Genomic DNA, 13,526 nt, shown 5'->3' with positions numbered 1-13,526 from the left:
CGCAGGAGGAAACGCCCGAAGGTGCAAATCGGACATGGCCGAATGTCGGCAAACCGGGACGAAAGGGAGGAAACCCTACGTGACCCTACGAGACCAGCGTCTTGTGCCAGCGGGCCAGCAGGCCGCCCTCGTCGACCAGGTCCTCGGTCGTCATCGCGTACCCGAGGTGGTCCCGCCAGTCGCCGTCGATGTGGAGGTACCGGTGGTGGTACGCCTCCTGCCGGAAGCCCAGCTTCTCGACGACCCGGCGGCTCGCGGCGTTGTCCGGGCGGATGTTGACCTCGATGCGGTGCAGCCCGCCGACGCGGAACGCGTGGTCGACGACCAGGGCGAGCGCGGTGGGGATGATGCCCTTGCCGGCGTAGCGGGAGTCGACCCAGTAGCCGGCGTACCCGGAGCAGAACGCCCGCCGCACGATGTTGCCCAGCGTGAGCTGGCCGACGAGGCGGTCCTCGTAACAGACGGCGAACGGCATCGCGGTGCCGTGGCGGGCGGCCCGGCGCAGGTCGGCGTGGACGGCCCGGAAGGCGGCGATCGAGTTCAGGTCGTGCCAGGTGCCGTACGGCGTCGGCTCCCACTTGCCCAGCCACTGCTCGTTGGCCCGGCGGACCTCGGACCACGGGCGCGCGTCGGAGCGACGGTAGGGGCGCAGGGTCACGGGGCCGTCCCTGAGGACTGCGGGCCATCCGGGCTGACTCATCGCCGCCTATCCAGAAGTATGACGTCCACGGTGGAGCCTGCGGCCGCGCTGATGACCTTCTCCCCCAGGACCATCAGACCGTTGGCGTCGGCCAGGCCGGAGAGGGTGTACGGGCCACCGGCGAGCGGAGCGACAGTGTACCCGCCGCCGCGGCGCTCGGTGATGTACGCCGGACGGAACTCGCGCATCCCGGAGGGCGAGCTGACCGTCTCGAGCAGGTGGGCGCGGACGCTGGGCCGGAAGACCGGATCGGCCCCGGCCAGCAGCTGGATGACCGGGCGGGCGAGCACCTCGAAGCCGATGAGGGCGGCGCCCGGGTCGCCGGGCAGGCAGACGATCGGCACGCCGTTGGGGCCGCCGACCGTGCCGTAGCCGAGGGAGCTGCACGGGTACACCGAAAGATCCGAGAAGACCACCGTGCGCGAGAGGATGCGGCGGACCATGTCGCCCGGGCCGGTGCCCGTGCCGCCGGTGGTGATGATGAGGTCGGCCCGCAGCATCTGGTCGTCGAGCAGGCCGCGCAGGCCCTCGGGGTCGTCGTCGCAGATGCCGACGCGGTACGCGTGCGCGCCCGCCTCCGCCGCCGCCGCGGTGAGCGCGTGCGAGTTCGCGTCCACGACCTGGCCCGGCTGGCTGGCCCGGCCCACGTCGACGAGCTCGTCGCCGGTGGCGATGACCACGACCCGCGGGCTGGGGCGGACCACGACGTGGCCGATGCCGCTCGCGGCCAGCACGGAGACCAGGGGCGGGGTGACGTAGGCGCCGGCCCGGGCCAGGATCGCCCCGGCGGGCAGCTCGTCGCCGGCCCGGCGGACCCCGTGGCCGCGCTTGGTCGGGTGGTACACCTCGACGGCGGCCATGCCCTGGTCGGTCATCCCCGGCGGGACCACGACGTCGGCCGAGACCGGCATGAGCGCGCCGGCCGCGACCGAGAAACAGGTGCCGGGGGTGAGGCGGACCGGGCGCCAGCTCGAGGCCACCAGGTCGCCGACGACGCTCAGCCGGACCGGCCGGCCCGGCTGGGCGTCGCTGATGTCGTCGAAGCGCGCGGCGTACCCGTCGATGGCGGCGTGGTCGAACGCGGGCACCGGGCCCGGTCCGACCACGTCCTCGGCGAGCACGTTGCCGTGCGCCGCGGTGATCTCCAGGTCCAGCGGGGGCAACGGGCGCAGCCCTCGGAGCACGCCGGCGAGATAGTCGGCGAGGGGGACGCGCGCGTTCGACCCGACGCCGGCGTCACGCGCCGCGTCGTGGTGGGAGCCCGTCGCTGGAACCGCTGTCACCCGCGCAGATCCTTCTCCACGAAACTGGTCAGCCACTGGCTGAACGCCGGACCGAGGTCGTCGCGCTTCACCGCGAGCTGGACGACCGTCTGCAAGTACCCGAGCGGCATGCCGGTGTCGTACCGGGTGCCCCGGTAGACGATGCCGTGCACCGGGGTGCCCTCCGCCAGCAGCAGCGCCATGGCGTCGGTGAGCTGGATCTCACCGCCGGCACCGGGGCCGATGCGGCGGATCGCGTCGAAGATCTCGGCCGGCAGCACGTACCGCCCGACGATCGCGAGGTTGCTCGGGGCCTCCTCGGGCTTGGGCTTCTCGACCAGCGCGGTGACCTTCACCGTCTCGCCGGCGTCGACCTTGAGGTCGGAGGGCTCCACGGCGGCGATGCCGTAGCGGTTGGTCTCCTCGGGGTCGACCTCGATGAACGCGAGCACGATGCCGCCGGTCTGGGCCTGCAGGTCGAGCATGGCCGGCAGGAGCGGTTCCGCCTCGTCGCAGAACTCGTCACCCAGCAGCACCGCGAAGGCTTCGGGGCCGACGTGGCTCTCGCCGTAGGACACCGCGTGGCCCAGCCCGAGGGGTTCGGCCTGGCGGCAGGTGTAGATCTCGGCGAGCTCGGCCGGGCGCTTGATCGCCTCCAGGCGCTTGGTGTCGCCCTTCTCGGCGAGGCGCGCCTCCAGATCGGGGCGGCGGTCGAAGTGGTCGACCATCGAGGTCTTGCCGCGGCCGGTCACCAGCAGGATGTCCCTGATGCCGGCGGCGGTCGCCTCCTCGACGATGTACTGGAGCACGGGCCGGTCGACCACCGGCAGGAGCTCCTTGGGGACGGCCTTGGTTGCCGGGAGGAAGCGGGTGGCGAGCCCCGCCGCCGGGATCACGGCTTTGACAGCCCGCTGCCGCGTCGCGGACTGGTGAGGAGTCGTGTCAGGCATGGTAGAAGGCTAGCCGCCGCGGCTCTGTCGCGGTGGTTGCGTCGCCTTTGGCGCGCCGGGCGTCACCTCGGCGCTCGCCTTCACGCCGCTTTCGCCCGCGGCCAGCCGATATGTGTCGCGACCTCCGGCCTTGGCCGCATACAGGGCATCGTCGGCCGCTTCGAGCACCGCCGCCCCGGTCGGGCCGTGGTGCGGAAAGACTGCGATCCCGATCGATACGGTGACCGGAATTCGGCGCGGTACCGGGCTGCCCGCGGCCGACACGACCAGCACCGGGCTGCGCCGCACGGCCACGCCGAGGCGCTCGGCGAGCACGGACGCGCCGGTCGAGTCGGTCTCGGGCAGCAGTACCACGAACTCCTCACCCCCCTGCCGGAAGGCGAAGTCGACCTCGCGGATCTCGACGCGCAGCCGGCGGGCGAACTCGGCCAGCACCGCGTCGCCGGCGGCGTGCCCGTAGGTGTCGTTGACCTCCTTGAAGTGGTCCAGGTCGAGGCAGAGCACGGCCAGGTCGCGGCCGAAGCGGCTGGCCCGCTCGACCTCCCGGCGCAGCGACTCGCGCAGGTAGCGGTAGTTGGACAGGCCGGTCAGCGGGTCGGTCAGGGAGAGCCGCTGGGCCTCCTCGTGGACCCGGACGTTGTCCACCGCGACGGCCGCCTGACCGGCGAAGGTGCGCAGGGTGACCAGGTCGGCGTCGTCGAACTCGTCGAAGCCGTGCCGGTCGTAGAGCGCGAGCACGCCCCGCGCGGCCGGCGGGCGCTCGGTCTGCGGCTCCAGGCCGGTGGTCGGGCCGGCGGCGGGCGCGGCGATCGGGACGGCGACGTACGTCACGCACCGCGGCTCGTTCGGCGAGAGCACGGGCCCGTCGCGGTCGACCCGCCCGCGGATCGGCTCGCCCGACGCGGCGACGGTGCCGAGCAGCCCCTCGCCCGGCGCCAGGCGCAGCTCGTTGAGGTCGATCCCGGCGAGCCCCTCGCTGACCTGCCCGCGCAGCTCGACCCCGGCCTGGTCGGCCATGAGCACCACGCCGGCCTGGGCCCCGGTGGCGGCGGTCGCGGTCTGCAGGATCACCTGCAGGATGCGGTCGAGGTCGTGGGTGCCCGCGAGGGTGTCGCCGAGCACCCCGAGCTGGCCCCGGAGCTGGTCGCGGCTGGCGGTGAGGGCCTGGACGTACCCCTGCATCTCCCGCGTCATGCGGTTGAACGTCTGCCCGAGCCGCCCCACCTCGTCCTGGCTGCGCACCGGCACCCGGGCCCCGAGGTCGCCGTCCGCGACCCGCTCGACCGCCTGGGCCAGCTCGGTGAGCGGCTGGGTGGTGGAGCGGGCCAGCCACCAGGCCACGCTGATCGCGACCAGGCCGGCGCAGACGACGACGGCCACCAGTACCGCATAGAGGCCCTGCACGTCCGGCGCGGGCACGCTGACGGCCAGGGCGAGCGGCTGCCCCGCCGCCGGGTCGAGCCGGCGCACGAGCCGGCCGCCGTCGGTGGTGCCGGTCGCGCCCGGCATCAGCCCGCGGGCCAGGTCGGCGATGGCCCCGTCCTCGGCGGTCGGCTGCGGCCCGCTGGCCAGCGAGTTCACCCGCACGCCGCTGGCCGAGGCGAGCCGGCCGAGCAGGGTGGAGTCGACCGGCTCGACCGCGTAGGCGCGGCCGGTCCGCTGCCCGTTGGCGTCGAGCACGTCGACCGAGGCGGACAGCGCGGCGTAGGCGGCGGTGGTCGGCGCGGCGCAGTCGGCCCACGGCCGGGCCGGGAGATCGCCCGCGACGGCGAGCACGCTGCCGTCGGCCCGGGTCACCTCGACCGCGCGGGCCAGGCCGCGCCCGACGGCGGTGCGGGCCGCGTCCGGGCTCGCGACCTGCAGCGCTGCGGTCTCGGCGGCCAGCTGCAGGCGCTGGCAGGTCACGGCAAGGGCGGCGCGCAGGTTGTCGCTGCCGGCCGCGAGCCGCTCGGCGGCGCGCTGGTCGCCGACGGTGGCCACCGCGATGCCGACGAAGACCGCGCCGAGCAGCACCGGGCCCAGGACGACCGCGAGGAAGGCGGCGGTGAGCCGCGCCCGCAGGGTCACGTCCTCGCCTCCATCACTGCCTCGGTTGATGCGATGCTGTCACAAATCACATGGAATCGAGCGGTGCTACCACAGGTGTCCCCCAAATCCGAGCTGCGAGCGCACATCCGGTCCGTCCGCCGTGCCATGCCGGCCGCCGATCGGGCGGTCGCCGACCGTTCTCTGGTCGCCGCCGCTGTTGATCTGGTACGGCGAGCAGGCGCCCGAACCGTCGCCGCCTACGTCCCCCTGGCCCTGGAGCCGGGCGGCGCGGACCTCGTGCCGTCCCTGGCCGCGGCGGCGGAGCGCCTCCTGCTGCCCGTCCTGCTGGACGACGACGACCTGGACTGGGCGCGGTACACCGGAACCCTGCGCGAGGGCCGCCTGGGCCTGCGCGAGCCGGACGGGCCGCGGCTGGGCCGCGACGCGATCGCCGACGCCGACCTGGTGCTGCTGCCGGGGCTGGCCGTGGGCGAGGACGGCACGCGGCTCGGGCAGGGCGGCGGCTCCTACGACCGGGTCCTGCGCCGGGTCGAGGCGCCTGCGGTCGTGCTGCTCTATCCCGGGGAGTACCTGCGGGAAGTTCCGTCCGAACCGCATGACCAGCGCGTCTGCGGAGCGCTGGCGGGCTATGACAACGCGCACGTCGACTGGACGAAGGGGTGTCCGATACCGCACCATTGGCACTCGAAGTATCAGAGTGCCAATGATGGAGGCTGAGCGGTGCCTACCTACCAGTACGCCTGCACGGTGTGCGGCCACCAGCTCGAAGCTGTGCAGTCGTTCACCGACGAGGCGCTGACGGAGTGCCCGGAGTGCCAGGGCCGGCTGCGCAAGCAGTTCTCGGCGGTCGGCGTGGTGTTCAAGGGTTCGGGGTTCTACCGCACCGACTCGCGCTCCAACGGCAAGTCCGGCTCGTCGTCCAAGAGCGAGTCCTCGAAGACCGAGACGAAATCCGAGACCAAGTCGGAGTCGACGTCCAGCACGAAGACGGAGACCAAGAGCGACTCGAAGCCCGCGGCGAGCTCGTCGTCGTCAAGCAGCTCGTCCTCTTCGAGCACTTCGTCCTGATCCAGCAGCGCAAAAAGGACGTATCAGCGCGAAAACGCCCGGCCTGCGAGCAGGCCGGGCGTTTTGCCGTCAGTCAGTCCCAGTGCGGGGGCCGGTCGGAGAGCAGGCGATCGTCGTTGGTCGACGCGCGCTCACCCCAGCCCGCATCCGTGTCGTCGGTCGTGTGGTCCGGGAGCACGACCAACTCGTCGGCGAAGTCCTCGAAGCTCACTTCACGCTGCTCATCGGTGGGGGCCCACCCGTTCGTACCAGCCACGGCAGTAAAGGTACCCCCGCGAGTTTGCCGGAAAGTGGCCGAATGACGACAGTCGCCCCTGTGCCGCACAGGTCACACTCGGCGGCATGACGCAACCCACCCCTGAGCCCGTGGCCGACCCTTCTGCCGACGAGCAGGAGACGCTCCGCCTCGACCAGCAGGACCCGGACGCGACCCGTCCCATGTCCCTGGCCGAACTGCGCGAACTCGAGAACGACTGACCTTCGAACAAAGCGCCCACCGCCGGAGGAAAACTCCGGCGGTGGGTAATGTCGATGACGTGAGCGACGACGCGTACTGGCGGCGCCCCGCCGAGGGGACCGAAGCTGCCGCCCCGCCCGCGCCGGCCGAGCCCAAGCACGTGCCCTACACGGGCGCGCCGCGCAGCAACCCGCCGCCGCGGGGCTGGCGCCCGCCGGTGGTCGAGACCCCGGCCCCGCCGCGGAAGCTGCCCGCCCAGGACACCGAGCGCATCGAGCGCGAGGAGCAGGCGGCCACCATCCTGACCAAGGGCATGGGCATCTTCGCCGGGGCCGTGATGCTGGTCCTGCTGTTCATCCTGTGCGGCCGCGCGCTGTTCTGAGCCGGTTCGCTAGGAGCCCCAGACCATGTGTGCGCCGCTGTCCCCCGTCTTGTACACGTAGAACGCCGACACCAGCGCCAGCACCACGGCCAAGCCGGCGACCGCGTACTGCGCGACGGCGGGCGCCTTGATCGCCGCGGCGCCGTCCCGGGTGGCGGGGACCGCGAACGCCATGACGAGGCTCACCACGCCGAGGGCGAGGATGAACCAGAAGAGCTTGTCGGCGTACCCCTCGTGCTGCAGCACGGCCGGCGAGTTGCCGAACTGCTTGCTGAGCTCCTCGCCGGACTCCCGGGACACGAAGACGGCGATCGGCGCGGCCACGGCGAAGGCGATGAGCGGCCAGCGGATGTGCCGCCGGCTGCCCGGCCACACCCCGTAGAGGACCGCGACCAGCGCCAGCAGCGGCACCAGCACTACCGCGCCATGCACGAACAGTGGGTGGGCCGGTATGCCCGAGACACGATCGAACACGAATCCTCCTCGTTCCGTTTACGGATCCTCCCCGCAGGTGAGGTACACGCGCAGAGGTTCCGGGGTTCAAGAGTCCGGAAACATTTGAACGGTTCCAACCTGCGTGGTCTTATTGAAACTGTGTCGGGTGAAGATCTGCTGCGCGCCCGGGGTCTGCGTGTGACGCGACCCCGGCTGGCCGTGCTGGAGGTCCTCGAGGGTTCCCGCGGCCACCTCGACGTCGAACAGATCGCGATCCAGGTGCGCCAGCGCCTCGACACGGTCTCCACCCAGGCGGTGTACGACGTGCTCAGCGCCCTGTCCCGGGCCGGTCTGGCCCGCCGGATCGAGCCCGCCGGGAGCCCGGCGCGGTACGAGTCGCGGGTCGGCGACAACCACCACCACGTGGTCTGCCGGGGCTGCGGCGAGATCGCCGACGTGGACTGCGCGGTCGGGGAGGCGCCCTGCCTGACCCCGTCGCAGGCGCACGGGTTCGTCCTGGATGAGGCGGAGGTCACATTCTGGGGCCTGTGCCCGGCCTGCCAGGCCAAGCGGACCGAAGACACCCGGTGACCGGCGATCACGGCCTGTTCGGCCCGGACTCGATCACCTGGCGCGTGCACCGGGAGCCGATGGTCACCGTCGGCGGCCTGCGCAGCCTCTACCTGCAGGCGCTGCTGCCGCGGGCGGTCGCCGGGGTCGAGCAGAACAGCTCGTACCGCAAGGACCCCTGGGGCCGCCTGGCCCGCACCTCGACCTTCGTGACGACCGTGATCTACGGCACCACCGAGGAGGCCGAGAAGGCCGGCGCCCGGGTCCGCAGGCTGCACGCCCGGATGACCGCGGTCGACCGGCGCACCGGCGAGCGGTTCCGCATCGACGACCCCGAGCTGCTGCGCTGGGTGCACGTCACCGAGGTCGAGTCCTACCTCGCGGCCGTCCTGCGCGGCGGGCTCCGGCTGAGCCCGGACGAGCGGGACGGGTACTTCCGCGAGCAGACCCGGGCCGCGGCGCTGGTCGGCCTCGATCCGGCCACGGTGCCCGACTCGGTGGCGGCGGTCGAGGCCTACTACGAGCGGATGCGGCCGGAGCTGGAGCTCACTGTGGACTCGGCGGCGACCGGCATCTTCCTGACCCTGCCCCCGCTGCCGTACGGCCTGGGCCTCACCCCCGTGCGCGGGGCCGCCTTCAGCGTGTCGGCGCTGGCCATCGGGCTGCTGCCGGCCTGGGCCCGGCGGCTCTACGGGCTGCCCGGCCTGCCCGCGACCGACCTCGTGACCTCGGTGAACGCCCGGGTCGTGGGCCGGCTGCTGCGCACGGTGCCGATCGAGTGGATCGAGTCCCCGGCCCGCAAGCGCGCCATGGAACGGCTCGGCCGCCGCAACTGAACCGGGGCCGCCGCCGTTCAACCCGGCGTGACCCGCTGGCTCCCGGCGTGCACGGTCGCCGCCGCCGTGATGGCGATGCTCCTGGTCCTCAAAACCGACATTTCGGATATCGCCAGGTACTGCGCCTACGTCGGGCTGGCCGTCGTCCTGCCCGGCACGCTGATCTACCGGGCGCTGCGCCGCGACCCGCACAGCCTGGTGGAAGATCTGGCCTTCGGTACCGCCGCCGGGCTGATCGTGGAGACCGCGGCCCGGCCGATCTTCTGGGCCTGGCCGCTCCTCACGGTCATCCTGCTGCGCCGGCACCTGCGCAGTCCCGACTACCCCCAGCGGCCCACGCGCGCCTGGTCGTGGAGCGTGGCCGCGGTGGCGCTGGGCTTCGTGGGGTACCTCGGCTGGGCCTTCCTGCGCGTGAACCCGCCCGTGCCGCGCTCCGCCCCGGCCGACTACATGATCGACCAGCTGAACCTGCTCGCGGTCACCGCCGACCTCCGGCACCACTTCCCGCTGGCCGTCCCCGAGCTCGGCGCGGAGCCGCTGCCCTACCACTGGTTCGCCTACGCGCACCTGGCCGCGGCGGGCCGGCTGACCGGCGTCGACCTGCCGGTGCTGTGGTTCCGGCTCGACCTGCCCGCCCTCGCCGTGCTGGCCGTGGTGCTGCTGGCCGTGGCGGCCTGGCGGGTCACCGGCCGGGCCTGGGCCGGCCCGCTCGCGGCGGCGCTGATGTACACGGTCGGCGAGGCCGTCCTCCCGGCCCGGGCGCCGGCGTTCTTCGGGTCGATCACGGCGTACTACTCCTGGTCGAGCCGGTCCGTGCTGTACGCCTCGGCGCTGTCCATGCCCCTGATCGCGGTGCTCGCCCAGGTCCTGCGGCGCGGCCACACGACCCGCACCTGGCTGCTGCTCGCGCTGCTGGCGGCGGGCGTGGCGGGCGCGAAGTCGACCGTGCTGCCGGTCGCCCTCGCGGGCCTGGTCTGCGCCGGCCCCCGCCGGGCCTGGCGCCCCATCGCCGTGCTGGCCGGGATCCTGGGTCTGGCCATGCTGTTCCTGTACGGCGGGGAGGGCGGCGGCCTCACCTGGAAGCCCTTCGGCATCATGGCCGACTTCGCGCACGGCCGCCCCGCGGTGATCGCCGCCGGGCTGGGCGCGTACGCCATCGCGATGGGGTGCCGCCTGGCCGGGGTGGTGATGATCCGCGAGTGGGGGCCGGTCGAGCGGTTCCTGGCCGGGGCGGCGCTGGCCGGGTTCGCGGCCGCCGTGCTGGTCTGGCACAACTCCTGGGGCCAGCACTTCTTCGCGATCGCCGGCTTCCCGTTCGGCGTGATCCTGTCCGCGGCCGGGGTGCGCCGGCTCCCGGCCAAGGGGCTGCTCGGTGCCGCGGCGGTGGCGGTGCTGGCCTGGAGCGCGCCGTTCCCGCCGCTGCGGCTGCCGATCTACGCCGTCTTCGCCTTCGCCGCGCTGGTGGCGATCGTCGCGCTTGCCACCGGTACCAAATCCGGCGCTTTGGCGGTTGTGCTCTTCGCCGGTGCCGCCGGGCTGCCCTATGACGCGGCCCATCGCGCCAACCTCGGCACCGCGTATCACGTGCGGGTCACCCCCGACCAGGCCGCCGGGGCCCGCTGGCTGCGCGCGCACAGCACCCCGGACGAGTATGTGGCCACCAACGTGCACCGGGTCGGCTCCGGCCTGCAGGCGAACCAGAGCCTGGCGTACTGGATCTCGGCGTACTCGGAGCGCCGCGTCCTGCTCGGCAGCTGGGGCTACTCCCCCGAGTCGAACGCGATCCAGGCCGCGAGCGGCGGGGTCGGGCCGGCCCTGCGGTTCTGGGATCCGGCCCGGCTGCGGGCCAACGACCTGGCGATCTACGAACCGGACCCGGACCGGCTGCGCTGGCTGTGGGACCGGCGGGTGCGCTGGATCCTCGTCGACCGCGCGCAGGGCCGGGAGTCACCCCGCCTGGCGGACCAGACGTCGCTCGTCTGGTCCGCCGGCGAGATCGTGATCTACCGCCTTACCGGGCCGTGCAGGTGAGCGTGGCCGGGGCCGTGTTCGTCCCGGAGTAGCTCGCCCCGAAGCCCGGCGCGACCGTGGCCGCGGGGGCGAGGGTGCCGTTCCAGTCCGCGTTGGTCACGGTGACCGCGGCCCCGGACTGGGTCCACACGCCCGACCAGCCGTTGGAGATCTTCTGGTTGCCCGGGAAGGTGAACGAGACGGTCCAGCCGGACAGCGCCGTGCCGCCGGTGTTGGTCACCGTCAGCTCGCCGTTGAAGCCGTCGCCCCACTGGTTGGTGACCTTGTACGTGGCCGAGCACGACTTGCCCGTCGACCCGCCCGACGTGGTCACCGACACCGGGTCGGACGCCGTGGACAGGTTCCCGGCCGCATCCTTGGCCCGCACCGTGAAGGAGTACGCGGTCGCCGCGCTCAGCCCGGTGACGGCCAGGGAGTTCGTGCTGCTGGACCCGACCAGGGCGCTGCCGTTGTAGACGTTGTAGCCGGTGACGGCGACGTTGTCGGTCGAGGCCGCCCAGGACAGCGTCACGCTCGACGCGGTGATCGCGGACGCGGTCGGGGTGCCCGGCTTGCTCGGCGCGGTCACGTCCCCGGTCTGGGCCGCGGTGGTGACCGTCCCCGCCGTCGAGGCGGCCGAGGCGTTGCCGGCGGCGTCGAGCGCGACGACCGTGAACGAGTACGCGGTCGACGGGGTCAGGCCGGTGATCGCCAGCGAGTTCGCCGTGCTGGTGCCGATCAGGGTGCTGCCGTTGTACACCTTGTAGCTCGCGACCCCCACGTTGTCCGTGGACGCCGTCCAGGACGCGGTGACCCCGGTCGCCGTGACGTTCGTGAACGCCGGCTTCCCGGGCGTGCTGGGCGCGGTCGTGTCGGCCGGGCCGGTGCTCGGCGCGGTGCCCCAGACCTGGGTGGAGCCGTCGAACAGGGTCATGTGGCTGTTCGCGGCCTGGGTCGAGCCGGCCGGCAGCGACCAGTCGTTGGACGGGTCCCAGGTGCCGCTGCTCGCGATGCGGAACTGCACCTCGCGCCGCCACGCGGACTGCCCGGCCGGGGCGATGGTCTGGCCGGCGCAGCTGACGGTCACGTAGTACGTGCTGCCGCTGACCAGCGTCGGGCCGGTCGGGGCGGAGCACTGGTTGTAGGCGCTGGACAGCGTGATCTGGCTCGGGGTCGTCGCGCCGTCGAGGGTGAAGTAGTAGCGGAACGAGCCCTGGGTCAGCGCCCGGGCCGGCCACGCCGACTTGTTGTAGACCAGCGCCTTGACCTCGGTGAAGGTGCTGCCGGGGGTGTTGATCGAGGACTCGATGTACATCTCGGGCCCGTCCGGGGTCTCCGCGACCGGGAAGTTCGCGAGGGCCGTGCCGCCGTACTCGCCGTACATGCGGGCCAGGGCGCTGGTGAACCCGGCGTTGTAGTCGGTGGCGACCTCGTTCATCGTGTAGTCGTTGCGGCTGTCGGTGTAGGCGTCGTTGGGCGACGTCGGGCCGCCCACCAGCGCGCCGTACAGCGTGTGCCGCGACTGCGCGGGCTCGTTGATGTTGTCCGACCACGAGCCGTGGGCCGTGCGGTGGTGCGGGTTCTTCGGCGGGTTGGTGCCGAACCCGATCATGTAGCTCGAGTTCCGCGGGTTGTCGCCGAGGATGTAGTTGATCTGCCGCACGCCGAAGTCGTGGTAGCGCGCCTTGCGGGTCGCGTCGGTGAGGTAGTCGCTGTAGACGAACGCGACGAACGAGGTGTTCGCGGCGTACCGCAGCGAGCCCCAGCTGTCGAGCACGGCCTCGCCGCCGGGGGACGTCGGCACCTTGGCCCCGTTGACGCCCACGGTCCAGTAGTCCAGCCAGCGGTTGGCGTCGTCGATGTACTGCTGCTTGCCCGTCAGCTTGGCCAGCAGCACGTAGCAGCCGTAGGACTTGTCGTCCCAGGCGATCGTCCAGCGGTACGACTTCGTGGTGGTCTGGTTCTCGTTGCTGAGGTTGGCGTAGCCGCTCTCCGCCTTGGCGAGGTAACTGGCGTCGTTGGTGGCGCGGTAGAGCCAGATCGCGCCCCAGACCAGCTCGTCGTTGTAGCCGCTCCACGAGTTGTAGTAGCTCGCGGCGTCGGTGATGCAGTCCGTGTACTTCTTGCGCACCGTGTCGGCGAAGGTGTACAGCTGCTTGGCGTGCGTCACCAGCGTGTCGGCGTACGCGGGGTCGGTCGGCCGGATCACGATCGACGAGGCGGCCATCGCGGCCGCGGTCTCACCCGCCAGGTCCGAGCCGCCGCAGGTCGCATCGATCTTGTACGAGGGACGCGCCATCGGCATCACCTCGGCCGGACCCCACCAGGCGTGGTCGGGGTTGCCGGCCCCGATCTGTCCATAGAGGACGTTGGCGCTCGGGTGCGCCTTGATGAAGTAGTCGTTGACGAACTTCAGGTTGTTGACCAGGTTGGTCAGCTGGCCGGAGTTGACGTAGGCGCTGCGGTACTCGACCGCGCCCCAGGCCAGCATGGTGGTCGAGAACGCCATCGGGAAGCCGAACTTCACGTGGTCGCCGGCGTCGAACCAGCCGCCGGTCAGGTCGCGCCCGACGTCGGACCCGTCGCTCATGGCGGAGTTGCCGCGCCAGTTGACCCGGTTCCAGGACGGCTTCGGCCCGGACTGCTGGGCCTCGTAGAACCAGATCGACTTCTGCAGCGCCTCGGCGTAGTTGTATCCACCGGCGGCGTGGGCGGCCGGTTGTTGTATGACCACGGCGGCCGCGGCCAAGACCAAGGCCACGATCAGGCTTCTTCGCATCGACTTTCCTCCCTGCGGCGGCGTGATC

At 72.4% G+C, this 13,526-nt stretch carries 14 protein-coding genes; 7 read left to right on the top strand and 7 right to left on the bottom strand.

From position 1 onward, the window contains the following. Positions 1 to 85 precede the first annotated feature (85 nt). Genes ACQPZ4_RS03930 through ACQPZ4_RS03915 form a run of 4 tightly spaced genes read right to left on the bottom strand, consistent with a single transcriptional unit; the run spans position 86 to position 4,979 of the window. Positions 86 to 700: a GNAT family N-acetyltransferase gene (locus ACQPZ4_RS03930; RefSeq protein ID WP_433056199.1), complete on the bottom strand. Its 615-nt coding sequence runs from the start codon at positions 698 to 700 to the stop codon at positions 86 to 88. Continuing rightward, the gene (locus ACQPZ4_RS03925) at positions 697 to 1,983 is read right to left on the bottom strand and encodes a molybdopterin molybdotransferase MoeA (RefSeq protein ID WP_433056197.1); all 1,287 of its coding nucleotides are present in this window, start codon (positions 1,981 to 1,983) and stop codon (positions 697 to 699) included. Before ACQPZ4_RS03925 ends, ACQPZ4_RS03930 begins: the two co-directional genes overlap by 4 nt. Next, positions 1,980 to 2,912 (bottom strand): UTP--glucose-1-phosphate uridylyltransferase, encoded by a 933-nt coding sequence (locus ACQPZ4_RS03920; RefSeq protein WP_433056195.1) that lies wholly within the window; start codon positions 2,910 to 2,912, stop codon positions 1,980 to 1,982. The genes ACQPZ4_RS03925 and ACQPZ4_RS03920 overlap by 4 nt, the downstream gene beginning before the upstream one ends. A gap of 9 nt (positions 2,913 to 2,921) precedes the next feature. Beyond that, positions 2,922 to 4,979: a diguanylate cyclase gene (locus ACQPZ4_RS03915; RefSeq protein ID WP_433056193.1), complete on the bottom strand. Its 2,058-nt coding sequence runs from the start codon at positions 4,977 to 4,979 to the stop codon at positions 2,922 to 2,924. Between the two features lie 126 nt (positions 4,980 to 5,105). Between ACQPZ4_RS03915 and ACQPZ4_RS03910 the strand changes: the two genes are divergently transcribed. Together ACQPZ4_RS03910 and ACQPZ4_RS03905 are read left to right on the top strand one after the other, a co-directional pair. Further along, on the top strand, positions 5,106 to 5,678 hold the full coding sequence (locus tag ACQPZ4_RS03910; RefSeq protein WP_433056192.1) for a 5-formyltetrahydrofolate cyclo-ligase: 573 nt from the start codon (positions 5,106 to 5,108) through the stop codon (positions 5,676 to 5,678). A gap of 3 nt (positions 5,679 to 5,681) precedes the next feature. Next, positions 5,682 to 6,029 (top strand): FmdB family zinc ribbon protein, encoded by a 348-nt coding sequence (locus tag ACQPZ4_RS03905; RefSeq protein WP_433056190.1) that lies wholly within the window; start codon positions 5,682 to 5,684, stop codon positions 6,027 to 6,029. A 73-nt stretch (positions 6,030 to 6,102) separates the two neighbouring features. On the opposite strand, the gene ACQPZ4_RS03900 is transcribed toward ACQPZ4_RS03905, so the two are convergent. Then, the gene (locus tag ACQPZ4_RS03900) at positions 6,103 to 6,285 is read right to left on the bottom strand and encodes a hypothetical protein (RefSeq protein ID WP_345124620.1); all 183 of its coding nucleotides are present in this window, start codon (positions 6,283 to 6,285) and stop codon (positions 6,103 to 6,105) included. A gap of 86 nt (positions 6,286 to 6,371) precedes the next feature. Between ACQPZ4_RS03900 and ACQPZ4_RS03895 the strand changes: the two genes are divergently transcribed. Both ACQPZ4_RS03895 and ACQPZ4_RS03890 read left to right on the top strand, forming a co-directional pair. After that, positions 6,372 to 6,506 carry a hypothetical protein gene (locus ACQPZ4_RS03895; RefSeq protein WP_433056187.1) on the top strand — a complete coding sequence of 45 codons (135 nt, stop codon included), beginning with the start codon at positions 6,372 to 6,374 and terminating at the stop codon, positions 6,504 to 6,506. Positions 6,507 to 6,565: 59 nt separating this feature from the next. Continuing rightward, positions 6,566 to 6,868, top strand: coding sequence for a translation initiation factor 2 (locus ACQPZ4_RS03890; RefSeq protein WP_433056185.1), 303 nt, complete (start codon positions 6,566 to 6,568; stop codon positions 6,866 to 6,868). 9 nt (positions 6,869 to 6,877) lie between these two features. Here the strand turns inward: ACQPZ4_RS03890 and ACQPZ4_RS03885 are convergent, their stop codons facing one another. After that, complete coding sequence (locus ACQPZ4_RS03885) at positions 6,878 to 7,342, bottom strand: DUF2231 domain-containing protein (protein ID WP_433056183.1); 465 nt, start codon at positions 7,340 to 7,342, stop codon at positions 6,878 to 6,880. Between the two features lie 120 nt (positions 7,343 to 7,462). Between ACQPZ4_RS03885 and ACQPZ4_RS03880 the strand changes: the two genes are divergently transcribed. The 3 genes from ACQPZ4_RS03880 to ACQPZ4_RS03870 are packed head-to-tail and all read left to right on the top strand — an operon-like array spanning position 7,463 to position 10,740. Further along, complete coding sequence (locus ACQPZ4_RS03880; protein ID WP_433056181.1) at positions 7,463 to 7,894, top strand: Fur family transcriptional regulator; 432 nt, start codon at positions 7,463 to 7,465, stop codon at positions 7,892 to 7,894. Next, a complete protein-coding gene (locus ACQPZ4_RS03875; protein ID WP_433056179.1) occupies positions 7,891 to 8,709 on the top strand; it encodes an oxygenase MpaB family protein in 819 nt (272 codons plus the stop codon). The genes ACQPZ4_RS03880 and ACQPZ4_RS03875 overlap by 4 nt, the downstream gene beginning before the upstream one ends. 27 nt (positions 8,710 to 8,736) lie before the next feature. Next, positions 8,737 to 10,740: a hypothetical protein gene (locus ACQPZ4_RS03870; RefSeq protein WP_433056177.1), complete on the top strand. Its 2,004-nt coding sequence runs from the start codon at positions 8,737 to 8,739 to the stop codon at positions 10,738 to 10,740. Here ACQPZ4_RS03870 and ACQPZ4_RS03865 read toward each other — a convergent pair. Further along, positions 10,721 to 13,498, bottom strand: a complete 2,778-nt coding sequence (locus tag ACQPZ4_RS03865) for a glycoside hydrolase family 9 protein (RefSeq protein ID WP_433056175.1) — start codon at positions 13,496 to 13,498, stop codon at positions 10,721 to 10,723. The genes ACQPZ4_RS03870 and ACQPZ4_RS03865 overlap by 20 nt on opposite strands. Between the last annotated feature and the right edge of the window lie 28 nt (positions 13,499 to 13,526).

Source organism: Dactylosporangium sp. CS-033363 (assembly GCF_050942475.1).
GTDB lineage: Bacteria > Actinomycetota > Actinomycetes > Mycobacteriales > Micromonosporaceae > Dactylosporangium.
Note: the sequence above shows the minus strand (reverse complement) of the source record. Positions and strands in the feature narration are given on the sequence as shown.